This is a genomic window from Mesorhizobium sp. B3-2-1 (assembly GCF_006439515.1).
Taxonomy (GTDB): Bacteria; Pseudomonadota; Alphaproteobacteria; order Rhizobiales; family Rhizobiaceae; genus Mesorhizobium.
This window is the reverse complement of sequence record NZ_VFTI01000010.1, coordinates 116,667-138,327: the sequence shown is the minus strand read 5'-3', so window position 1 is coordinate 138,327 and position 21,661 is coordinate 116,667. Positions and strand designations below refer to the sequence as shown.

16 protein-coding genes are annotated in these 21,661 nt (G+C 65.0%); 10 read left to right on the top strand and 6 right to left on the bottom strand.

Annotated elements, in window-relative coordinates; genetic code table 11:
• Nucleotides 1-52: 52 nt before the first annotated feature.
• The 3 genes from FJW08_RS12985 (at nucleotide 53) to FJW08_RS12975 (ending at nucleotide 3,218) form a co-directional block, all read left to right on the top strand.
• A complete protein-coding gene (locus FJW08_RS12985) occupies nucleotides 53-334 on the top strand; it encodes a hypothetical protein (protein WP_140810889.1) in 282 nt (93 codons plus the stop codon).
• A gap of 117 nt (nucleotides 335-451) precedes the next feature.
• Complete coding sequence (locus FJW08_RS12980; RefSeq protein WP_140810888.1) at nucleotides 452-1,951, top strand: DUF1800 family protein; 1,500 nt, start codon at nucleotides 452-454, stop codon at nucleotides 1,949-1,951.
• Between the two features lie 28 nt (nucleotides 1,952-1,979).
• Entirely contained in the window at nucleotides 1,980-3,218 is a 1,239-nt protein-coding gene (locus FJW08_RS12975) for a DUF1501 domain-containing protein (RefSeq protein WP_140810887.1), read from the top strand.
• A gap of 53 nt (nucleotides 3,219-3,271) precedes the next feature.
• Here the strand turns inward: FJW08_RS12975 and FJW08_RS12970 are convergent, their stop codons facing one another.
• A complete protein-coding gene (locus tag FJW08_RS12970) occupies nucleotides 3,272-6,682 on the bottom strand; it encodes an acyl-[ACP]--phospholipid O-acyltransferase (RefSeq protein WP_140810885.1) in 3,411 nt (1,136 codons plus the stop codon).
• Between the two features lie 366 nt (nucleotides 6,683-7,048).
• Here FJW08_RS12970 and FJW08_RS12965 point away from each other — a divergent pair, with 366 nt between their 5' ends.
• Entirely contained in the window at nucleotides 7,049-7,618 is a 570-nt protein-coding gene (locus FJW08_RS12965) for a helix-turn-helix transcriptional regulator (protein WP_140810884.1), read from the top strand.
• 53 nt (nucleotides 7,619-7,671) lie between these two features.
• Here FJW08_RS12965 and FJW08_RS12960 read toward each other — a convergent pair whose 3' ends face one another.
• The 5 genes from FJW08_RS12960 to FJW08_RS12935 all read right to left on the bottom strand — a co-directional run bounded on the left by FJW08_RS12960 (nucleotide 7,672) and on the right by FJW08_RS12935 (nucleotide 14,665).
• Complete coding sequence (locus tag FJW08_RS12960; RefSeq protein ID WP_140810883.1) at nucleotides 7,672-9,258, bottom strand: indolepyruvate oxidoreductase subunit beta family protein; 1,587 nt, start codon at nucleotides 9,256-9,258, stop codon at nucleotides 7,672-7,674.
• Nucleotides 9,251-11,404, bottom strand: a complete 2,154-nt coding sequence (locus FJW08_RS12955; protein WP_140810882.1) for an indolepyruvate ferredoxin oxidoreductase subunit alpha — start codon at nucleotides 11,402-11,404, stop codon at nucleotides 9,251-9,253. Before FJW08_RS12955 ends, FJW08_RS12960 begins: the two co-directional genes overlap by 8 nt.
• A gap of 107 nt (nucleotides 11,405-11,511) precedes the next feature.
• The gene (locus FJW08_RS12950; protein ID WP_140757942.1) at nucleotides 11,512-11,994 is read right to left on the bottom strand and encodes a MarR family transcriptional regulator; all 483 of its coding nucleotides are present in this window, start codon (nucleotides 11,992-11,994) and stop codon (nucleotides 11,512-11,514) included.
• Nucleotides 11,994-13,568 (bottom strand): NAD(P)/FAD-dependent oxidoreductase, encoded by a 1,575-nt coding sequence (locus FJW08_RS12945; RefSeq protein ID WP_140810881.1) that lies wholly within the window; start codon nucleotides 13,566-13,568, stop codon nucleotides 11,994-11,996. Before FJW08_RS12945 ends, FJW08_RS12950 begins: the two co-directional genes overlap by 1 nt.
• A gap of 305 nt (nucleotides 13,569-13,873) precedes the next feature.
• Nucleotides 13,874-14,665 carry a cyclase family protein gene (locus FJW08_RS12935; protein WP_140810880.1) on the bottom strand — a complete coding sequence of 264 codons (792 nt, stop codon included), beginning with the start codon at nucleotides 14,663-14,665 and terminating at the stop codon, nucleotides 13,874-13,876.
• A gap of 118 nt (nucleotides 14,666-14,783) precedes the next feature.
• On the opposite strand from FJW08_RS12935, the gene FJW08_RS12930 reads away from it, so the two are divergent.
• From FJW08_RS12930 to FJW08_RS12905, 6 genes are all read left to right on the top strand, one after another.
• Nucleotides 14,784-16,358 (top strand): NAD(P)/FAD-dependent oxidoreductase, encoded by a 1,575-nt coding sequence (locus FJW08_RS12930; protein ID WP_140810878.1) that lies wholly within the window; start codon nucleotides 14,784-14,786, stop codon nucleotides 16,356-16,358.
• A 110-nt stretch (nucleotides 16,359-16,468) separates the two neighbouring features.
• Nucleotides 16,469-17,998, top strand: a complete 1,530-nt coding sequence (locus tag FJW08_RS12925) for an ABC transporter substrate-binding protein (protein WP_140810877.1) — start codon at nucleotides 16,469-16,471, stop codon at nucleotides 17,996-17,998.
• Between the two features lie 81 nt (nucleotides 17,999-18,079).
• Entirely contained in the window at nucleotides 18,080-19,087 is a 1,008-nt protein-coding gene (locus tag FJW08_RS12920; RefSeq protein WP_140810876.1) for an ABC transporter permease, read from the top strand.
• Nucleotides 19,080-19,928, top strand: coding sequence for an ABC transporter permease (locus FJW08_RS12915; protein ID WP_140810875.1), 849 nt, complete (start codon nucleotides 19,080-19,082; stop codon nucleotides 19,926-19,928). Before FJW08_RS12920 ends, FJW08_RS12915 begins: the two co-directional genes overlap by 8 nt.
• Nucleotides 19,925-20,803 carry an ABC transporter ATP-binding protein gene (locus FJW08_RS12910; RefSeq protein WP_140810874.1) on the top strand — a complete coding sequence of 293 codons (879 nt, stop codon included), beginning with the start codon at nucleotides 19,925-19,927 and terminating at the stop codon, nucleotides 20,801-20,803. The genes FJW08_RS12915 and FJW08_RS12910 overlap by 4 nt, the downstream gene beginning before the upstream one ends.
• Nucleotides 20,796-21,626: an ATP-binding cassette domain-containing protein gene (locus FJW08_RS12905; RefSeq protein WP_140810872.1), complete on the top strand. Its 831-nt coding sequence runs from the start codon at nucleotides 20,796-20,798 to the stop codon at nucleotides 21,624-21,626. The genes FJW08_RS12910 and FJW08_RS12905 overlap by 8 nt, the downstream gene beginning before the upstream one ends.
• The last annotated feature ends 35 nt before the right edge of the window (nucleotides 21,627-21,661 follow it).

Genomic DNA, 21,661 nt, shown 5'->3' with positions numbered 1-21,661 from the left:
ACCAATCGGTACGAACAGGTTTTCATTCTCGGACAACATTCGGAGTAACGTCATGAACCGTCTGACACAATACGCGGCAGCAGCCGTCCTCGCCTTGACCGGAACCGGCGCAACCGTCGCGACCTCCGCCGCCATGCCTATGACGGTGCAACCGGCCGCCCCGGCGCTGATCGAGCATGTGGCCTGGGGCTGCGGGCCCGGCTGGCATCCCAATCACTGGGGGCGCTGCGTTCCCAACCGTGTCGTGGTGTATCCGCGCTACCGCTATTGGCACGGCCCGGCCTATTACGGCTGGCATCCGCACCGCCACTGGCACCGCTGGCATCGCTGGTAGGCGCGTGGAGGGCCGGGCGACACACGCCGGCCCGGCCGCCTATTCCCAACTTGAGCTGGGAAACAGCCCAGTCGGGCGTCGCGCGCCTCCCGTGATATCCAACCATGGAGAGCTGACATGGCAGCCCCGGCTAAAGGTTCCGCCCTGCTGGATCCAGCCCTGATTGCCTTCAATCGCTTCGGGCTCGGGGCCCGGCCCGGCGACCGCGACGGGCTGGCGGACGACCCTCGCGGCTATCTCAAGGCGGAACTGCGACGGCCGGACGTCGCCATGATCTCGCCTGACGATCCGGCCTACACCGATCTCGAGGGAAGCACGTCTGCCATCCAGGCCAGCATGGCGGCAAACCTCCAGCGCAAGCTGGACCGGGAGCGGATGGCGACAGGTCAGCCGGCAACGGCAACGGGCACGCCAGCCTCGGCCTCGGCTACGCCGCCGCCCGCTGCCTCGGCCATGTCGCCGTCCGCCGCCCCGGCCGCTGCCAAGGCCAAACCCGCCGTGCCGCCTGTCGAGGTCACCTTGTTCCGGGCCGAGGCACAGGCGCGCTTCGACAAGGCAATGCAGGCCGAGGCCGGCTTCGTCGAGCGTCTGGTCTATTTCTGGTCGAACCATTTCTGCGTCTCCGTGGCGAAGGGCAACATCGTGCGCGCCAGCGCCGGGGCCTTCGAACGGGAAGCCATCCGGCCCTTCGTGCTCGGGCGTTTCGCCGACATGCTCATGGCGGTGGAGCGGCATCCGGCGATGCTGTTCTATCTCGACAACCAGCACTCGATCGGCCCGAATTCGCGCGCCGGCAAGAACCGCCAGCGCGGCCTCAACGAGAACCTCGCCCGCGAGATCCTGGAACTGCACACGCTCGGTGTCGGCAGCGGCTATAGCCAGGCCGACGTCACCAGCTTCGCGCGCATCCTGACCGGCTGGACGATGGCCGGACGGGAAGGACGGCTGGGCGAACCCGGCAGTTTCGTCTTCAACGCCAATGCGCACGAGCCGGGCGAGGCGGTGCTGCTCGGCAAGACCTATCCGGCCGGCGGCATGGGCCAGGCCGAGGCCGCGCTCGATGACATCGCCCGTCATCCGGCGACCGCGCAACACATCGCCACGCAACTTGCCCGCCATTTCATAGCCGACGCCCCGCCGCCGGCGGTGGTCGCCCGTCTCGCCAAGGTGTTCATCAAGAACGACGGCAATCTCAGGGCACTGGCGGTGGCGCTCATCGACCTGCCGGAGGCGTGGTCGACACCATTGGCCAAGATGCGCTCGCCCCTCGACTATGTCACCGCCATCAGGCGGGCGGCCGGCCCGGGACCGAACGATCCCGGCCAGTCGCTCAACTGGCTCAACGCGCTGGGCGAGCCGCTCTGGCGGCCGCCGGGACCGAACGGCTTTTCCGACAAGGCGGACAGCTGGGCATCGGCGGAGGGCATGAAGACACGGCTCGACATCGCCTGGCAGGCTGCCAGGCAAGTGAAAGACATCGGCAATCCCAACGACATGCTCGACGCGGTCATCGGTCCCTCCGCCTCGCCGGAAACGCGCCAGGCGGTCGCCCGCGCCGAGTCCAAGCAGCAAGGCCTGGCGCTGTTGCTGATGGCGCCCGAATTCCAGCGCCGATAGCGCCAGCGCGGACAATGGAGACAATGTCATGAGCCTGCTGTGTGAAACACCTCATCCTTCCCGCCGCGCCGTGCTGATGACCGGCGGCTCGCTGTTCGCCTGGGCCTATCTGCCGCGCTTCGCCCGCGCCGCCGACAATCGCGACCCGCGCCTGATCGTCATCGTACTGCGCGGCGCGCTGGACGGCCTGTCGGCGATCGGTCCGGTCGGCGATCCCGACTATGCCGGCCTGCATGGTGACATCGCGCTATCGCTTTCCGGCCCGCATGCGGCGCTGCCGCTCGATGCTTTCTTCGCGGTCAATCCGGCGATGCCGGAGTTCGCGCGCCTGTTCAAGGCGAACCAGGCGGCGGTCGTGCATGCGGCGGCGACCGGCTATCGCGAGCGCTCGCATTTCGACGGACAGGATGTGCTGGAAAGCGGCTTTGCCGGTCCCGGCCATGTCGCTACCGGCTGGCTCAACCGGGCGCTCGAGAACCTGCCGGCGGGCGACCGCGTGGCGACGCTTGGCGGCCTGGCCGTCGGGCCGTCGACGCCGCTGGTGATCCGTGGCGCTGCACCAGTACTCGGCTGGGCGCCGCAATCGCTACCGGCGCCCGCCGGCGACCTCGCGACGCGTGTTCTCGATCTCTACCAGCACCGCGACCCGGTTCTGGCGGTGGCGCTGCAAGAGGGCCTCGACGCCGACCGCATGGCGCTCGACGACCAGATCGGCTCCAAGGCGATGAAGCCTAGAGGCGGCCTCGACAGCGCCGCCGGTATGCGGCAGGCCGCGCAAGGTGCCGCCAGGCTGATCGCGGCCGATGACGGGCCGCGCGTCGCGGCACTCGCCTTCGACGGCTGGGACACGCATGTCAACGAAGGCGGCGCGAGCGGCCGGCTCGCCACGTTGCTCGGCGGCCTCGACGGTGCCTTCGAGGAATTCGAAAAAGGTCTCGGCGAGCGCTGGAAGGATACGGCGATCGTCGCCATCACCGAATTCGGCCGCACGGCGCGGATCAACGGCACGGTCGGCACCGATCACGGCACCGGCACCGTGGTGCTGCTCGCCGGCGGCGCGATCAAGGGCGGCCGCGTCATCGCCGACTGGCCGGGGCTGAAACCGGCGCAACTTTACCAGCAGCGCGACCTTGCGCCGACCAGCGATGTCAGGGCGGTGCTGAAAGGCCTGCTCGCCGACCAGTTCGGACTTTCGGCCGCCGTGCTCGGCGAGAAGGTGTTTCCGGACTCGGGTGCGGTGAAGCCGATGATGAACCTGATCGCCTGAGGCTCTGGCAACGCCGCGTTCCTGACGCGGCGTCGCCTCGCTCTTGCCGGTGATCAGGCGGCCTCGACCTTGGCGGGCGCGAAGTCTTCGCCGCGCACCAGTCTGGTCACGCCGACGAAGTCGATCTTGCCCGAGCCGAGCACCGGCACATGCGACACGACGCGCACTTCGGCCGGCACCATCAGGTCCATGGCGCCGTTCGCCTTGGCGAAGGCCAGAAACTCGGCGCGCGTCGCCCTTTCGGCTTCGGTGACGAGCACCAGCTTTTCGCCCTTGCGCGGATCCGGCACGGTCGCGACCGCCGAGAGCGAACCTTTCCACAGCTCGCCCGCCATCGCCTCGACGGCAGCCAGCGAAATCATCTCGCCGCCGATCTTGGCGAAGCGCTTGGCGCGGCCACGGATGCTGACGAAACCGGCCTCGTCGATGCTGACGATGTCGCCGGTGTCGTGCCAGCCATCATGCAGCGGTTCGAGCACACCAGGCTTTTCGGCCCTGAGATAGCCCGCCATGACGTTGGGGCCGCGCACGAACAACCGTCCGCCACCTTCGACGCCGATCACCGGTTCCAGGCGGCATTCCATGCCGGGCATGATTTTTCCGACCGTGCCTGATTTGTTGTACATCGGCGTGTTGATGGAGATCACCGGCGCCGTCTCGGTAACGCCGTAGCCTTCGAGAATGCGCAGGCCGAACTTCTCCATATAGGTTTCGCGGGTCGAGGCCTTGACCGGCTCCGCACCGGAAAAGCAATAGCGCACCGAGCGGAAATCATAGGGATGCGCCGTGCGCGCATAGCCGTTGAGGAAGGTGTCGGTGCCGAAGATGATCGTCGCGTTCGAGGCATAGACCAGTTCCGGCACAATGCGGTAGTGCAGCGGCGACGGATAGAAATAGACGGGGACGCCCGACACCAGCGGCAGCACCGTGCCCGCCGTCAACCCGAAGGAATGGAAGATCGGCAGCACGTTGAACACCTTGTCGCCCGAGTGGAAATCGATGCGCGAGGCGGCCTGCGCGGCATTGGCCAGGATGTTGCGATGGGTGAGCACCACGCCCTTCGGCGTGCCTTCGGAGCCCGAGGTGAACAGGATCACGGCCGGGTCGGAGGCCTTGCGGGCAACCCTGGGCGTGCTCTTGCGCAACAGGCCAAGCAGCTTGTCCTTGAGGCCGATGGTTGCACGCAGATCATCGAGCCAGACGATGTTGACCGACCGGCCGACCTCCTCGACCGTCGCGACGAGCTTGGCCTGCTCGACAAAAGCCCGAGAGGTCAGAATGGTGGTAACCCGCGCCGCCTTGCAGGCGGACAGGATATTGGCGGCACCGGCGGTGAAGTTGATCATCGCCGGGACCTTGCCGGCGGACATGACGCCGAGCAGCGCGGCACAGGCGCCATTGGCGTTGGGCAGCATGATGCCGAGCGTGTCCTGTCCGGCATAGAGCGTCTCGAACTTCTCGCCGAGCACCGCGACGCCAGTGAGCAGCTTGCCGTAGCTCAGCGAACCGGCGACCGGATCCTGCACGGCGAGTTGCTTCATGCCGCGCTCCGTCGCCGTCTCGATGATCCTTTCGAGCACGGTCTTGTCGATATGCTGGGTGCGGAAGACGAGGTCGGACATCACCTGGTAGAGCGCGGCACCGGCGGCGGCTCGGCGCTTGCGGCCTTTCAGCTCGTCGTCGACCTTGAGCTTGACCGGCGGCAATATGGTCACCCTGACCTTCGGGAACAGGCGGTGGCGGACATGCTGCGCCGTCAGCCGCGAGAAGGGGCTTTTCTCCAGCCCCTCGATATGGATCGGCACCACCATCGAGCCGGTCTTGTCGGCCACCATGGCGGCGCCGTCATAGACCTTCATCAGCCCGCCGGTGACGGTGATGCGGCCCTCCGGGAAGATGACCAGCGGGTCGCCGTTCTGCACGATCTTGATCAGCGTGCGCGTCGACATCGGCTTGGCCGGATTGAGCGGCAGGGCTCGGGTCAGTTTGAGGAACGGCTTCATCCACCAGGCCCGCGCGATCGTGTAGTCGATGGCGAAGACCGGCTCTTCATCGGTCAGCGTCAGCGCCAGCGGACCGTCGAGGAAGCTGACATGGTTGAGCGCCAGGATCGGTGCCGGGCCCGCGGCCTTGAGGTTCTCCAACCCTTCCACTTCGAGCCTATGGAAGGCGCGGAAGAGAATGGAGACGAAGTCGCGGAAGGCGTTGGTCGGCAGATATTTCAACATCAGCCAGGCGGCCACGGCATTGAAGGCGGCAAGCCCGAACAGCACGCTGGCAATGGAGACGCCGGCGGCCTGAATGGCGGCGACGAGGATGCCGCCCAGCGTCATGAAGCCGGCGTTGACGATGCTGACAGCGGCGACGACGCGGGCGCGGCGCGCCTCGGGCGACCAGGCCTGCACGGCAGCGAAGGTCGGCACCACCAGGAAGGCGCTGGAAATGGCCATGCCGGCAAGGTCGATCGCAACACGGATCGTGTTCGGCCCGGCGAAGAAGAGGCCAAGGGTTTCGGCCTTGGGCGAAGGCTGCATGCTCCAGATCGTCCAGGCAAGGTGCAAGCCGAACAGCGCCAGCAGCGCCGTGCCGACCGGCGCCGGAAGCAGCACCATGCGGCCCTGCGACATCCAGGCGGCGATCGCCGAGCCGATGGCGATGGAGACGGCGAACACCGCGAGATAGGCGGTGACCGCGATCTCGTTGCCGCCGAGCTGATCCTTGATCAGCGTCGGCAGGATCGAAAGCACGATGGCGCCGATCAGCCAGAACCACGAGGTCATCAATCCGGCGCGCCAGGTGCGCGTGTCGGTGCGCAATTCGCTGACCTGCCGCCATGTCGAGCGGAAGATGTTCCAGTCGATGACAAGGTTCGGCGCGGCCGAGCCGGTCGAAGGGATGGAACGGCTGACGACCCAGCAGCCGACCGCCAGGATCATCATCATCGGGCCGAAGACGGCGACACCAATGCCGTCGGCGGAGACGATGCCGCCCACGATCGTGCCGCCGAGGATGGCGGCGAAGGTCGCCGACTCGATCCAGGCGTTGGCGCGGGGCAACTCCTTGCGTTCGAGATGATCGGGCAGGATACCGTATTTGATCGGCCCAAACAGTGCCGAGATGACGCCGAACATCAACAGCGCCGTCATCAGCACGGGAATGGAGGACAGCGCGATGCCGACGACCGCGACGGCGGCGGCGCCGATCTCCGCAAATTTCAGCCGGCGGGCGATGAGCGCCTTGTCGAAGCGGTCGGCAATCTCGCCGCCCAGCGCCGACAGGAGCAGGAACGGAGCCATGAACACGGCGCCGGCCAAAGTGACCAGCGAGGCCGCCTGATCGGCGGCAAGTGTAAAGAGGATCAGGAACACCAGCGTGTTCTTGAGGAAATTGTCGTTGAAGGCGGACAGGAACTGCGTCCAGAAAAGCGGCGCGAAGCGCCGCGAAAGCATGAGATGCGTGTTCATGGCGATTTCCCATTTGGCGGAACCACGCGGCGATGCTCCGGTGATCCCCGCGGGTTCATGCGCTGTTTCAATCGTGTAATAACGCGAGCTGGTTAAACTTCCTTACTGCGCTTGATGCCCATCCGTAGCTTTCGGCCTGTCGGAAATGAACATCGTTCACAATCACACTCTATCACGTTTTGAACATTGTTCAAGCTCAAAAATGAACATCGTTCACTGCGGCTTAAAACGGAACCGACGAGTTTAAGACTGTTGGTTAAGCGCCTGCCGGGCGTAGTCCCAGCCTCGCCACAATTTTCAAGCGCCATAAAGCATGACGGTAAAACGGTTGACAGTGTTCTATAAATATGAGAACATTGTTCCATCATGAAGCAAGCTGATTTGAAGACGATTCTTTCCGACCTTGAACTTTCGCAGGCCGATTTTGCGCGACTTATAGATGTTACGCCTCGTGCAATCAGCCTTTGGCTGGCTGGCGAGCGCGCCATCCCAGGTCCCGTCGAAAGCTACCTGCGCTTGTTCAAATTCCTCCCAGGGAATCTTCGGCAGCAGGAACTGCTGCGGCTAAAAGCGAAAGGAACAAACATGCGTGACGGAATGTACGGTATCAGTTTTCAATACGGAAACTCCGCAGGAATGGGCGCTCTCGTGTTCGAGGGCGGCCGCATCTATGGCGCCGACTCAGGCGGCGTGAAGTATGATGGCGAGTATGAGTTTCATGAAGAGACTGGGCTTGCTGATGTGAAGCTGAAGGTCTCGTTCCCGCCCAATGTTCCCTCGGTGTTCGGCGTCCAGAACCCGTATGAATGGTCGATTGACATCACCTCCACGTTCAATCCGAACATTACCTCCGGGAATATGGCCGTGAAGACATCGATCGGAAGGAGTTTGCAGGCTCAATATGTCTATCTGCGTCAACTCCCCGAGGCCGCGTAGTTGTCGCGACGAAGCACAGGGTGAACTGCTGAAGCAATTCAACCTCGCCATGATCATCTGGCTGGGAAAGGGTCCGTGTTCAGCGTTGCCACGGTCTTCAGCGCGCCATCGAGCGTGTCGCCCTTCTCGTCCTTCAGCGCCGTCTCGCGCAGGCGGCGGATCCAGTCGGCGGCGTCGTCGCGGCCCTTGAGCAGGTCGAGAGATGAGAGTACCCGGTCGAACTTCGACTGGGCGCGGACATGGGTGTCGCTGTAGCCCTTGATCAGCCGGCGGCAGTTGAGGATTTCGACGGCCAGCGCATAGTCTGAGGGTACGTAGCCAAGTGCCAGCGTATACCAACGTTCCAGATGCGCCGTCTCGACCTGGTGGCGCAGCAGGCGGCGACGCCAGCGGCGCAGGCCGCCGATGAACCACAGGGCGGCAAAGCCGGCAAAGCTGTCGGTGCGGATGCGGCGGCCACGGTTGATGCGGCGGTCGAGGAAGCCGGCGAGTTTGGGCCGGTTCTCGATGTAGCTGCCGAGCCCCGCCGGCAGCGTGCCGCAGAACTCCTCGATGCGCGGATGGAAGTACTCGGTCACCTGCAGGACCGAACCGCCCTTGACGCCAACCTCCTTGCGTACCCGCCTGTCGCGAGTCGAGCGCGTTTTCAGATCGGCGACGCGGATCATGTCGTCGTAGCACATGGCATTGGCCAGATGCTTGGCGGCGGCGATGGACAGCGCATGGGCGTGGCCGGCGCTGTCCAGCGCGACGGCCTTGTCCAGCCGGTCGAGATATTCGCGCCCATAGGCGATGTCCTGATAGTCGACGACCTTTTTCAAGCCGCGAAGCGCCATGTCGCGCACGGCCACGGGCATCAAGTCGATGCGGGCGGCCAGCGCCCGCAATCCGTGCAGCAGGTCTTGCGGACCGCTCACGCGCCCGAGACCCAGGGCGGATTCGACTACCGCTGGATCCGCCGCCTTTGACGAAGGTGCGGCCGTCACGCCGCGCGCGCGATCGAACGCGGCGCCGAAGGCGGCGAGGCTGGCCTTGACGCCACGGCCGCCGGTGCCGATCGCCTGCTCATAGGTTTCGCGGGTAAACGGCAACGCGTCGGAGCCGGCCAGCGCGCCAAGCAGGCTTGCAGAGATCATCGAGCCGTTGTCGGCGGCGATCTTTTCCATGTCGAATGCGATGAAGCGTTTCGACACGGCTTCCGCCGTGGCGTGGACCTTCGACGACGGAGCACGGCCGTCGCCCGGTTCGATCTTTTCCGACACGGCGGCGATGCGGTGCGAGGAAGCGATCAGCGTGGTGCGGTTGGGGGTGACGAAGCCCCTGATGATGGCGCGGCCGGCCTCCATCAATTCGGCGGCGATCAATATGTCGACATCGCCCTGCGAGGGTGACAGCGCGAAGACCGGCAGGCGGCCCGTGTCGCGGGCCATCTCGATATAATAGATGGTGGCGCCGGTTCGCTGGGCGACGCCGGCGACCGAGGTCGATTGCGCGACATAGCCATTGCGCTCGGCGACATCGGTGATCCAGTCGGCGAGCACGCCGCCGCCCTGGCCGCCAACCGCCAGCACGGCGAGCTTGATCACCGGCTCATCGGCAGCACCGGACCTGGGACGCAGGGAGGGAACAGGCTCAAGCATCGGCGAATGTCAGGCGCCGGCTTTCGCGCCGCCTCTGCAGGAAGCCGATCGTCGCGCGGCGCGTGGCTTCGAGGAAACGATCCCAGCGGCTTGGATTGTGTACGACATCGGCGCGGTAGAAGGACGGGCAGAGCACAGCCGCGTCCGCCACCTCGCCGCAATTGCCGCAGCCGACGCAGTTCTGGTCGATCGATGCGACCGGATCGTCGCGCAGCGGATCGTCCAGCGATTTCACCGACAGCGACGGGCAGCCGGAGAGCCGCATGCAGGCATGGTCGCCGGTGCAGATGTCCTCGTCGACGCCGAATTTCGGCTTGACGACACGCTCGCCGCCTTTGATCGCCTTGTCGACCAGCGGCTTTTCGCGGCGCTGGCGGTTGAGCATGCATTCCGACGAAGCGACGATGACTTTTGGCCCCTTCTCGTCCGTCGTCAGCGCCTCGCGCAAGGTGTCCTGCATCTTGCCGACATCATAGGTGCGGTCGACATGGCGCAGCCATTTGACGCCCATGCCTTTCACCGCCTCGGTGATCGGATGCTTGGTCGACTTGGTCTTGTTGCCGGCGCGGGACGACAGGATGTCCTGCCCGCCGGTGGCGGCCGAGTAGAAATTATCGACGATGACGATGACGCCGTCATTCTTGTTGAACACCGCATTGCCGATCGAGGAGGTCAGGCCGTTGTGCCAGAAGCCGCCGTCGCCGACGAAGGAGATCGAGCGGCGCTTGGCGTCGGGCGAATTGAACGCCGAGGCCGAGGCCGGACCCAGCCCGTAGCCCATGGTTGTAGCGCCGAGTTCGAAAGGCGGCATGATCGAGAACAGATGGCAGCCGATGTCGGAGGCGATGTGGTGCTTGCCGAGCTCCTGCTCGACCAGTTTGGTTGCAGCAAAGATCGGCCGTTCCGGGCAGCCTATGCAAAAGCCGGGCGGGCGGCCCGGCACGACGTTGATCAGATCAGCCGTGTCGACGCCGTCGCCGATCTTGTTGGGCGCGCGCACCTCGCCCGGCAACAGATGCGGCGCCTCGGCGCGCAGGAAGGCGCCGATGCCGTCGAGCATGACCTGGCCGGTATATTCGCCGGCCATCGGCAGATGCTCCTTGCCGACCAGGCGGGTGCCGCGCCCGGCCTTGTGCAGCATGGCGGCAAAGGCCTGTTCGATGTAGTTGGGCTGGCCTTCCTCGACCACCAGCACCGCCTGCTTGCCCTCGCAGAAGGCGAGGAACTCGTCGTCGATCAGGGGATAGACGGCATTGAGGACATAGAGCGGCACATCGGTGTCACCATAGGTGTCGGCAAGTCCGAGCCGCTGCAGCGCACGGACGACCGAATTGTACATGCCGCCCTGCATGATGATGCCGACCGAGCCGTGGTCCGAACCGAAGAATTCGTTGATCTTGTTCCTAGTGATGAAATCCACCGCCGCCGGCCAGCGCTTCGCCACCTTCTCCTTCTCGTGCAGGAAGGAGGCGGGCGGCAGCACGATGCGGCCGGTGTCGCGACGCGGTGCGTCCAGCGCATCGGCGACCGTCATCGGCGGGCGCTTGTTGTCCTTGGCGATGAAATGCCCATGCACATGGCAGCAGCGGATGCGCACCTGCAGCATGACCGGTGTGTTGGAGATTTCCGAGAGCTCGAAACCATCCTCCACCGCCTTGACGATCGACGGCAGGTTCGGACGCGGGTCGAGCAGCCAGACCTGGCTCTTCATGGCGAAGGCATGGCTGCGCTCCTGCATGATCGAGGAGCCCTCGCCATAATCCTCGCCGACGATGATCAGCGCGCCGCCGGTGACGCCGCCGGAGGCGAGATTGGCCAGCGCGTCTGAAGCCACGTTGGTGCCGACGGTCGACTTGAAGGTCGCGGCACCACGGATCGGGTAATGCACGGAGGCGGCCAGCATGGCGGTGGCGGTGGCTTCCGAGGCGCTGGCCTCGAAATGCACGCCGAGCTCGCCCAGAATGTCCTGCGCGTCGGCCAGCACGTCCATCAGATGGCTGATCGGCGCGCCCTGGTAGCCGCCGACATAGCCGACGCCGCATTGCAGCAGCGCCTTGGTGATGGCGAGGATGCCCTCGCCGGCAAATTCCTCGCCGGCGCCGAGCCTGAGTTTTTCGACTTCCTTGGCAAAAGACCGTTCGGCCATCTCTGCCTCCTTCCGTTGCCGCCGACAGCCGGCGGCGCGTGCGTTCTAGAATCCTTGTTTATGCATGTCGTTTCCCCAAAACCGGGTCCACTTTTGGGCGACATGCATTAGATGTCGTGCTTGCGAATGTTCTTCAGCATCTTCAAAAGCGTGGCGATAAGCGCTGCATATTCCGCGTCGTCGATATCGTCGAACATCGCCTCGAACGCATCATGCATGGCCGGCCAGGCGCGGGTGAACTCGGCGCGCCCCTCGTCGGTCAGGAACACATGGCGGATGCGGCTGTCGGTGACGCCCTGCTCGCGCCGCACGAACCCTTGCCCCTCCAGCGTGTCCAGCGTGCGGCTCAAGGTCGACTGCTCGATGACAGTATAGACCGAGAGGTCGTTGACGGTGACGCCGTCGGTGACCGACAGCACGGCCAGCGTGCGCACCTGCGAAATCGTCAGGCCCTGCTTGCGGAAATCTTCACGCAAGGTGGCGTTGTAGCGGCCCATGATGCGGTTCATCAGATAGGGCGCGAATTGCTGCAGGCCGATCTGACCGAGGGTCGAAATGCGTTGGCGTTTTTCCGCGACCTTCTGTTCCATCACAGCTTCCCCGCCAGCAGGAAACCGGAGCCGCCGCCAAGGCCCGCACCGGGATGGGTCGACGCGCCGATATGGTAGAGGTTCTTGATGCCGGTCTGGTGGTTGCGGCTGGTCTTGAACGGCCTCCACAGGAAGGACTGGTCAATGGTCGAGGAGCCGCCGTAGGGATCGCCGCCGACCAGGTTGACATTCATCGCCTCGAGATCGGCCGGCGAATAGACGCGGCGCGCGATGATGCTGTCCTTGAAGCCGTCGATATGGCTGGCGAGGATCGCTTCGGCACGGTCGGCATAGGCTTCGCGCAGCGCCTCGGTCCATTGACCGTCAGCCGGCGCCTGCAGCTTGCCGGCAGCGTCGCCCTTGATGTGGCGCGGCGCCTCGGGCAATTGCAGCCACAGGATCGCCTTGCCTTCCGGGCAGCGCGACGGGTCGAGCGCATGCGGCTGGCCGACACAGATGGTCGGCACATCAGGCAGCATGCCGCGCGCCGCCTCGTTGCAGGCTTTCGAGACGCCATCCAGGCCAGGCGTCAGATGCAGCAGCGCCACCTTGTCGAGGCCCTCGCCGCCGCGCCAGGCCGGTGGCTTGTCGAGGGCGTAGTGAATCTGGAAGTTGCCTTTGCCATAGCGGTATTTCCGCGTCGCTTCGACGTCGTCCTTCGGAGCGTCCGTGCCGAGCAGGCGACCATAAAGCTGCGTCGGCGTGACCGAGCAGATGACGCTCTTGGTGGCGTGAACGGTTTCGCCCGAGGCCAGCCGTACGCCTGTGGCGCGACCTCCGGTCAGGAGGATGGAGGCAACGTCCGCTTCGGTGGAAATGACGCCGCCACGCTCCTTGATGAGCGCCTCGAAAGCCGACAGCAGGTTCTTCGCGCCGCCCTTGACGATCGGCGCGCCGGCAGCCTCCAGCGCGAAGGCGATCACCTTGGCGATCTGGCCGGAAAAGCCGTCTTCCGGGCCAAGCCCGGCATGCAGCACCCACGGCGCCCAGAGCGCGCGGACGGTCTCGGACTGATAAGCGCTTTCCAGCCAGCCGCGCGCCGACACAAGGGCGTCACCGAGAAAGGCGGCAAGCCCGCGCGGACCACGCCGCCAGGCGTCGCCGGCCAGCAGCTTGGCCGTCGGATAGGACCACAGACTGCCACTGAGCAAGCCGAACAGCAGGCCGGCATTGCGCTCGATGCCGCCGACATCTTCCGCATGGCGGTCACCGTCGCCGGCCGCGATCGCGTTGAACGCAGCGATGTTGGCGGCGCGGTCGGTGGTGAGCACCGCGTGGCTGCCATCCGGCCGCAGCACGCCCGTTGGCGTGCCGGTGTGGCAGAATTCCAGCCCGTGCCGGGCGAGGTCGGCGCCCAGTGCCGCGAAGGCCGGCGAGGTGATGAACAGCACGAAGGTCGTCGCCATCACGTCGTGGATGAAGCCGGGCGCGGTGATCTCCTCGGTGCGCATGCAGCCGCCGATACGGTCATTGCGCTCCAGCACGAGCACCCTGGCGCCATTACCGCCAAGCATCGCCGCGCAAACCAGCCCATTGATGCCGCTGCCGACGATGATGTGATCGGGGGCGTTCATTGGGGGGTGCTCGCCGTCTCTGGGAGATGGCGTTCGATTGCGTGGGCTGGCGCTCTCCGGCGCCCCCCTCTGTCCTGCCGGACATCTCCCCCTCTAGGGGGGAGATCGGCTGTCATCGCGGCTTTCGCCAATTGTCGGCGGCGCAGGATTGAGCGGGGTGCCGAAGCTGCCAATCTCCCCCCTTGAGGGGGAGATGTCCGGCAGGACAGAGGGGGGTGAGCGCCAGCGCTGCAAGGCTGCCACCCATCACTCATCGTCATTGCGTTTTCCGCAACCATGATCTTCTCCCGAAGACCGCCTTCGCCCTATTTCCCCGGCACCAGCGCGAGTGCGCGGATCGGGCTGCCCGTGCCGTGCTCGATCTTGAGCGGTGCCGCGATCAGGATGGCACCTTTCGGCGGCAACTGGTCGAGGTTGCAGAGGCTGGCCAATCCATAGCGGTTGGCCTTGTGCATCAGCGTGTGCGCCGGGAATGGCGGCTCCATGCCGCCGGCCTTGCCGGCATCGGTGCCGATGGTCTCCGAGCCCCAGCCCTTGATATTCTTGCTGATCAGGAACTGGATGGCTTCAGCCGTCGGGCCGGGCGTGTGCGGGCCGGTCTCGTTGGCGTTGAGGAACTCGGCTTCCGAGCCGTTGCGCTTGTACCAGTCGGTGCGCATCACCACCCACTCGCCGGCATTGATGGCGCCATGCTTGGCTTCCCAGGCCTTGATGTGGTCGACGGTGAGCAGGAAATCAGGGTCGGCGGCGGCCTCTTTCGAACAGTCGATGACATTGACCGGACCGATGAAATTCTGCGCCGGAATGGTGTCGGTGGCGCCGTCCGGATAGTCCTTACCGCTGATCCAATGCTGCGGCGCGTCGAAATGCGTGCCGGAATGCTCGCCGAGCTTCAGCCAGTTCCACGCCCACCACGGACCGTTCTTGTCGTAGCGGGAGATCGAGTGGATCTCGACCTTCGGCGTGTCGACCGCGAGCTCTGGCGGGAGCTTGATCAGCGGTGTGTCCGGTCCGAGCGGCGCCGTCAGGTCGACCACCTTGATGGCGCCGGAAAGGAGCTGGCCGGCGACTTCGCCGAGAAGTTTTTGGGTGTCCATGGTCTCTGTTCCCTCTTGTCTGACATGATCAAGGCTCGTCTCGGCCCTTAATATCCTACTAGACGAAAACATATGCATCTGCAATTATCTTTAAGCATAAAGGAAATGGGAACGGGGCGTGAGCGAGTTCGACGCCATCTTTGTCGGGGCGGGCCATAACACTCTGGCATGCGCCGCGCATCTGGCGCTCAAGGGCTGGAAAACCGGGGTTTTCGAGCGCAGCGCGACAATCGGCGGCGCCGTCCAGACCCGCGAATTCACCCTCCCCGGCTTCCGCCACGACTTCGGCGCGATGAATCTGAGCCTGTTCGCCGGCTCCGCCTTCCACCGGAAATATGCAAATGAATTGAAAGCGCAGGGGCTGGAATTCGCCCCGGTCGCCGACTGTTTCGCCAGCGCCTTTCCGGATGGACGCTGGTTCGGCGTCAGCAACGATCTGGAAAAGACCGCCGGCCACATGGCCGCGTTCTCCGCCGCCGATGCCGCGACGTGGCGCAAGCTGGTTGCCGCCTTCCCGGCCGAAGCCGAGCATTTGTTCAAGCTGCTGGGCTCGCCAATGGGCGCTCGTGCGCTTGCGGGCACCGCCTGGAACCTGTGGCGCAAGAAGGGTGTTTCGGGCGCGCTCGACACCGGCCGGCTGCTGTTGTCTTCGCCGCGTGCCTGGCTGGAGGAGACTTTCGAGTCTCCACACATCGGGGCGACGCTCGCAACCTGGGGCATGCATCTCGACTTCGCGCCCGATATCGCCGGCGGCGCCGTGTTTCCCTATCTGGAATCGATGGCCAACCAGAGTTTTGGGATGGTGCTCGGCAAGGGCGGCGCCGACACGATCATCCGTGCGCTGGCCGGCATGGTGACGTCGGCCGGCGGCAAGATCGTCACCAGCGCCGATGTCGCCGAGATCAAGGTCTCCGGCGGCAAAGCGACAGGCGTACGGCTTGCCTCCGGCGAGACGCATACGGCCACCAGGGCGGTCATTGCAGGCGTCGCGCCCAAGGCGCTGACCGGCAAGTTGCTGCCCGGAGGTTCCGGCGACACCCGCTTCGACACGGCGATGCAAAAATTCCGGCATGCGCCGGGCACGATGATGATCCACCTGGCGCTGGCCGATCTGCCGGATTGGCGGGCCGGGGCAGAGTTGCGCCAATTCGCCTATGTGCATCTGGCGCCATCGCTCGACCAGATGTCGCGCACCTATCAGCAGGCGATGGCAGGCATGTTGCCGGACGAACCGGTACTTGTCGTCGGCCAGCCGACGGCAGTCGATCCGTCGCGCGCGCCTGCGGGCAAACATGTTTTGTGGGTGCAGGTGCGCATGCTGCCCGCCGAAATCGCGGGCGACGCCTCGGCCAAGATCGCGCCGGCGCATTGGGATCAGGTCAAGGAGGCCTACGCCGACCGCGTGCTCGACATCATCGAAACCTACGCGCCGGGCCTGCGCGCAAAAGTCCTCGGCCGCGCGGTGTTTTCGCCCATCGATCTCGAGCGCGAGAACCCGAACCTCGTCGGCGGCGACCAGGTCTGCGGCAGCCATCACCTGTCGCAGAACTTCCTGTTCCGTCCTGCGCGCGGCTATGCCGGCTGGAACACGCCGGTCAGCAATCTGCACCTCACCGGCGCCGCGACATGGCCCGGTGCCGGCACGGGCGCCGCCTCGGGGTTCATGCTCGCGCAACAACTTGGCGGGAGGTAGGCCAGACGATTTCATGAGGGCGACGAGAGGCAAGGCGCTGCTGCCGACGAAGCCCGAACCAATGACCGGACGAAGCCGCGCGAAGACAATAACCAACAAGGGGAACGACCATGACAATCAACAGACGCGAATTGCTGGGGTACAGTGCCGCGGCACTTGGCGTGGCCGCCGTTGGCCTGCCAACCACCGCCCAAGCTGCCGCCGGCGAACTGACCATCGCCTACAACGTCAACCTGCCGTCCTGGGATCCGACCACCGGGCCGTCAGCCGTCAACCCGACGATCCAAGGCCTCTACCAATCGGTGTTCGACCAGTTCATCCCGCAGAAGCCGGACCTGTCCTTCGCGCCTGGCCTGCTGACCGAATGGGGCTGGAACGACGACCGCACCAAGATCATGATGACGGTGCGCGAAGGCGTGAAATGGCATGACGGCTCACCCTTCACACCGGAAGACGTCGTCTGGTCGCTGCAGCGCGCTGGCGACGAAAAGACCGGCAACCCGATCCAGTTCGTCTGGAAAAACGTCAGCAATTTCAAGATCGACGGCAACAAGATCACAGGCGACGTCGTGCAGTTCGACCCGGTCTATTTCAAGTGGATGTCGTTCCTGACCGGCTACATCATGCCCAAGGCCTATTACGAGAAGGTCGGCGCCGAAGGGTTCGAGAAGGCGCCGATCGGCACCGGCCCCTACATGGTCGAAAAATTCGAGCGCAATGCCTTCCTGCGGCTGAAGGCCAATCCGAATTATTGGGGCGGCAAGCCGGCCTTCGAGAATGTGACGATCAAGTTCGTCACCGATGCGGCAAGCCGCGTCGCCGAGATCGAATCCGGTTCCTCGCAGGTGACGCTCGAAGTCCCCTATGAGGAGTATGACCGGCTGATCGCCAAGGATGGGCTTGCCGGCTCGATCAAGAACGTTTCCGACATCGGCATGATCTTCTTCAACAACAAGGATGCCATGCTCGACAAGAACGTCCGCCAGGCAGCCGTCATGGCTGTCGACAAGGAGCTTTTGGTCAAGCGGCTGCTGCGCGGCTACGGCCAGCCGATCGACACGCTGGAGACACCGGAATACGCGGCCTACGACGCTTCTATCAAGGTCGAGCACAATCCTGAGAAGGCCAAGGAATTGCTCGCCGCTTCTGGCTATTCGCAGGAGAAGCCGGCCAAGATCACCGTCCAGACGACCAAGGGCTTCAAGCCCAAGGACTATGAGATGGTGCAGGCCATCGTCGGCATGTGGCGCAAGATCGGCATCGAGGCAACGATCGAGGTCTACGAGATCGCCAAGCACTACGAGCTGCGGGCCGCGCACAAGCTGGCGCCGGCGGCCTTCTACAACTGGGGCAACGCCATCGGCGATCCGACCACTTCGACCGGTTTCGCCATGTTCGGACCCTCGCCGCACTCGTCATGGAAGACCGACGACCTCGACGCAAAGATCGGCCCGCTCTGGGGCGAGAAGGACGAGGCCAAGCGCATCGCCGGCTGGAAGGCGGTCGATAAATACATCGCCGAGCAGGCCTACGTGCTGCCGCTGTTGCAGTTCGCGCAGCCGATCGTGCATGCCAAGGGCGTCAATGTGGTGCAGCATATTTCCGGCGCGCTGCTGCCGGCGCTGATGACCCCAGCCTGATCGGCCTGGAATTGCCGCGCGCCGTCGCCAATGACGGCGCGCATTTTCCATCGGGCATACGAGCCCCCTGCAAAGATTTACATGCTCCTGCAACGATTCCTGATCCGTCTGCTGACGATGCTGATCACGCTGTTCGGCGTGGCGGTCGTCGTATTCGTGGTCATCCGCGTCGCGCCCGGCGATCCGATCGCCATGATGCTGCCGCCCGGCGCCACTGACGCCGACATAGCCCGGCTGCGCGCGCTCTACGGGCTCGACAAGACGATCGTGCAGCAATTCTTCATCTGGCTGTCCCGCGTTGCCAGGGGCGATTTCGGCACCTCGATCTCGCTGCGGCAAGAGGTGCTCGGCCTCGTCTTCAACCGGCTTCCGGCAACGCTGGAGCTTGCCATCGTCGCGCTTGTCATGGCGGTGGCGATAGGCGGCACGACGGCGATCCTCGGCGCGCGCGAACGCGGTACGGCGGTCGAGGCCGGCATCGACATCGCCAGCGGTGCGGCGCTGTCGATTCCCGACTTCCTGTGGGGCCTGGTGCTGATCCTGCTGTTCGGCGTGCTGGTGCCGATCTTCGACATTTCCGGCCGCGTGTCGCCGCAGCTCGACCTGCCCTTCGTTACCCAGTTCTACTTGTTCGAGAGCCTGGTTCGGCTGCGCTTCGACCTGACCTGGGATCTCTTGAAGCACATGCTGATGCCGGCGATTGCCCTGGCGCTGCCGCTCGCGGCAATCATCTCGCAGCTGTTGAAACAGTCGCTGAAGGAAGTGCTCGACCTCGACTACGTCGTGCTGGCGCGGGTCAAGGGTTTTTCGGAAACGCAGGTCATCCTGCGCGAGGCGCTGAAGAACGCCGCCCTGCCGACACTGACCCTGGTCGGCGTGCAGTTCACCTTCCTCATCGGCGGCACGGTCATCGTCGAACGGCTGTTCTCCTATGAGGGCCTCGGCAACATGGCGATCGACGCCGTCATCAACCGCGACCTGCCGCTGATCCAGGGCATCGTGCTGGTCTTCGCGCTGCTGTTCGTGTTGATCAACCTCGCCGTCGACATGATGTATGCGCTGCTCAATCCGAGGCTGCGCCATGGATGAGGCACGCATCTCGCGACGCGGATTGAGCCCGAGGCTGTGGCTGGCCGGCGGCTGGCTCCTCATCGCGCTCTTGGCGGCGATTTTCGCGCCGCTGGTCGCGCCGCAGGATCCGCTGGCGCAGGATTTAATGCTCGAACGTCTGCCGCCGTTCTGGCTCGATGGCGCCGAGCCTGGTTATTGGCTCGGCACCGACAGCCTCGGCCGCGACCTGCTTTCGCGCCTGATCTTTGGTGGCCGCATCGCCTTCATCGTCGCCTTTGCCGCGGCCATCGCCGCCTGCGTCGTCGGTTCGACGCTCGGCTTGATCGCCGGCTATTTCGGCGGCTGGGCGGACCGGATCATCTCGCGCATCGTCGATATCTGGATGGCGTTCCCGCCGGTGCTGTTCGCCATTCTTCTGGTCGCCGTGCTCGGCACCGGCTTAAGCTCCGTCATTCTCGCGATCGCCATCATCGACTGGACGCGCTTCTGCCGCGTGATCCGTGCCGAAGCCATGGGTCAGTCGCGCATGGATTATGTCGAGAATGCCCGCATCGCCGGTTATGGCCGTATCGGCATCATGCTGCGCGAGGTGCTGCCCAATGTAGTGCCGTCTATCGTGGCGCTGCTGTCGCTGGAAATGGGCATCGCCGTCATCGTCGAGGCGATCCTGTCGTTCGTTAATTTGTCGATCTCGACCGACGATCCTACCTGGGGCGGCATCATCGCCGAGGGCCGGCTGTCGATCCATCAGGCCTGGTGGGTTCTGGTTTTCCCGCTGATCACGCTCATCCTCACCGTGCTCTCGTTCAGCCAGTTCGGCGAAGCGCTGAAGACGCGTTTCGATCCGGTGCTGCGATGAGCGCCTGTCTCGACATCGCCAATCTGAGCGCCGTGCTGGCCAACGGCCAGCGCGTGCTGCGCTCGGTATCGCTCTCAGTGCAGCCCGGCGAGGTGCGTGCCCTGGTAGGCGAAAGCGGCGCCGGCAAGACGATGATCGGCAAGGCGGTGCTTGGCGTCCTGCCATCGAGTGTGCGCATCGTCGAAGGCGATATGCGGCTCGAGGGCGAAGACCTCGGCAGACTCCAGCCCAAGGCGCGGCGCACGCTGATCGGCGCGCGCACGGCGCTGATCCCGCAGGACCCGCTGACCGCGCTCAACCCGTCGCGCCGCATCGGCCCGCAGATGACCGACCGGCTGGTGCGCATCCTCGGCTGGAGCGGCGACAGGGCCGACCGGCGCATCCGGCAATTGCTGGACGAGGTGCAGATCCGCGACCCGGACCGCGTGCTGAAGAGCTATCCGCACGAGCTGTCCGGCGGCATGCGCCAGCGCGTGCTGATTGCCGCCGCCTTCGCCGCCGAGCCACGGCTGATCGTCGCCGACGAGCCGACCACGGCGCTCGACGTCACCGTGCAGAAACAGATCCTTCGGCTGATCGCCGCGTTGCAGCGCGAGCACGGCACGGCGATCCTGTTCGTCACCCACGATCTCGGCGTCGTCGCCAAGATCAGCCAGAAGGTGTCGGTGCTCTATGCCGGCAAGGTGGTGGAAGAGGCCGATACCGCTGATCTGTTCGCGGCACCTCGGCACCCCTACACCCGGGCACTGATGGCTGCCACGCCGCGCTATACCGATCCCTTCGCCTCGCTGAAACCGGTGGACGAGACGGTGCTGGCCGGACTTGCCGCCGAGATCGCGTCCGCCGATCAGGCCTGGAGGCGACCGCATGGCTGAGCCGCTGTTTTCCGTGCGCGGGCTGAAGGTCGCGCTGCCCGACATGACGCGCAAGCCGCTGATCGGCCGCGCACCGCTGGCCGAGATTCTGAAAGGCCTGGATTTCGACCTGCCCAGCGGCTCGGTGACGGGCATCGTCGGCGAATCCGGATCCGGAAAATCGACGCTTGGCCGTACGCTGGTGCGGCTGTTGGAGCCAAGCGCCGGCAGCGTCCGTTTCGAGGGCCGCGACATCACCCATCTGCCGGAAGCGGCACTGCGGCCACTGCGCCGCGACCTGCAGATGATCTTCCAGGATCCGATGTCGTCGCTCAACCCGCGCCGCACCATTGCCAGCATCATCGCCGCGCCGCTCAAGCAGAACGGGCTTGGCGACAATCTGAAGACGCGTGTCGCGGAGGCCCTGCAACGCGTCGGCCTGCCGCAAAGCTTCGCCACCCGCTACCGCCACGAACTGTCGGGCGGCCAACGCCAGCGCGTCGGCATCGCACGCGCGCTGGCGCTGTCGCCGAAATTCGTACTGGCCGACGAGATCGTCTCCGGGCTCGACGTCTCGACGCAGGCGCAGATTCTCACCTTGCTGGAGAAGCTTGCCGCGGAGATGGGCCTGACGGTCGCCTTCATCAGCCACGACCTGTCGGTCATCCGGCGGCTCTGCCAACAGGTGATCGTCATGCGCGAGGGCAGGATCGTCGAGGCGAACGCCACCGACGCGCTGTTCGACGATCCCAGGGAGACTTACACGCGAGACCTGCTTGCCGCAATTCCGCTTCCCGAGATCGACGCGGACTGGCTGCGGCCGCCCGGGAAGGCGCCGGCATAAGACTGTCCATCCCGCACGGTGCTTGCCGCGATCCT

Excerpts from the sequence above, each read along its gene's own strand:
- FJW08_RS12910 (WP_140810874.1), top strand. The coding sequence starts at position 19,925 with ATGAGCGCCTGTCTCGACATCGCCAATCTGAGCGCCGTGCTGGCCAAC.
- FJW08_RS12980 (WP_140810888.1), top strand. The coding sequence starts at position 452 with ATGGCAGCCCCGGCTAAAGGTTCCGCCCTGCTGGATCCAGCCCTGATT.
- FJW08_RS12915 (WP_140810875.1), top strand. The coding sequence starts at position 19,080 with ATGGATGAGGCACGCATCTCGCGACGCGGATTGAGCCCGAGGCTGTGG.
- FJW08_RS12935 (WP_140810880.1), bottom strand. The coding sequence starts at position 14,665 with ATGGACACCCAAAAACTTCTCGGCGAAGTCGCCGGCCAGCTCCTTTCC.
- FJW08_RS12945 (WP_140810881.1), bottom strand. The coding sequence starts at position 13,568 with ATGAACGCCCCCGATCACATCATCGTCGGCAGCGGCATCAATGGGCTG.
- FJW08_RS12920 (WP_140810876.1), top strand. The coding sequence starts at position 18,080 with ATGCTCCTGCAACGATTCCTGATCCGTCTGCTGACGATGCTGATCACG.
- FJW08_RS12975 (WP_140810887.1), top strand. The coding sequence starts at position 1,980 with ATGAGCCTGCTGTGTGAAACACCTCATCCTTCCCGCCGCGCCGTGCTG.
- FJW08_RS12965 (WP_140810884.1), top strand. The coding sequence starts at position 7,049 with ATGAAGCAAGCTGATTTGAAGACGATTCTTTCCGACCTTGAACTTTCG.
- FJW08_RS12970 (WP_140810885.1), bottom strand. The coding sequence starts at position 6,682 with ATGAACACGCATCTCATGCTTTCGCGGCGCTTCGCGCCGCTTTTCTGG.
- FJW08_RS12905 (WP_140810872.1), top strand. The coding sequence starts at position 20,796 with ATGGCTGAGCCGCTGTTTTCCGTGCGCGGGCTGAAGGTCGCGCTGCCC.
- FJW08_RS12950 (WP_140757942.1), bottom strand. The coding sequence starts at position 11,994 with ATGGAACAGAAGGTCGCGGAAAAACGCCAACGCATTTCGACCCTCGGT.
- FJW08_RS12960 (WP_140810883.1), bottom strand. The coding sequence starts at position 9,258 with ATGCTTGAGCCTGTTCCCTCCCTGCGTCCCAGGTCCGGTGCTGCCGAT.
- FJW08_RS12955 (WP_140810882.1), bottom strand. The coding sequence starts at position 11,404 with ATGGCCGAACGGTCTTTTGCCAAGGAAGTCGAAAAACTCAGGCTCGGC.
- FJW08_RS12925 (WP_140810877.1), top strand. The coding sequence starts at position 16,469 with ATGACAATCAACAGACGCGAATTGCTGGGGTACAGTGCCGCGGCACTT.
- FJW08_RS12985 (WP_140810889.1), top strand. The coding sequence starts at position 53 with ATGAACCGTCTGACACAATACGCGGCAGCAGCCGTCCTCGCCTTGACC.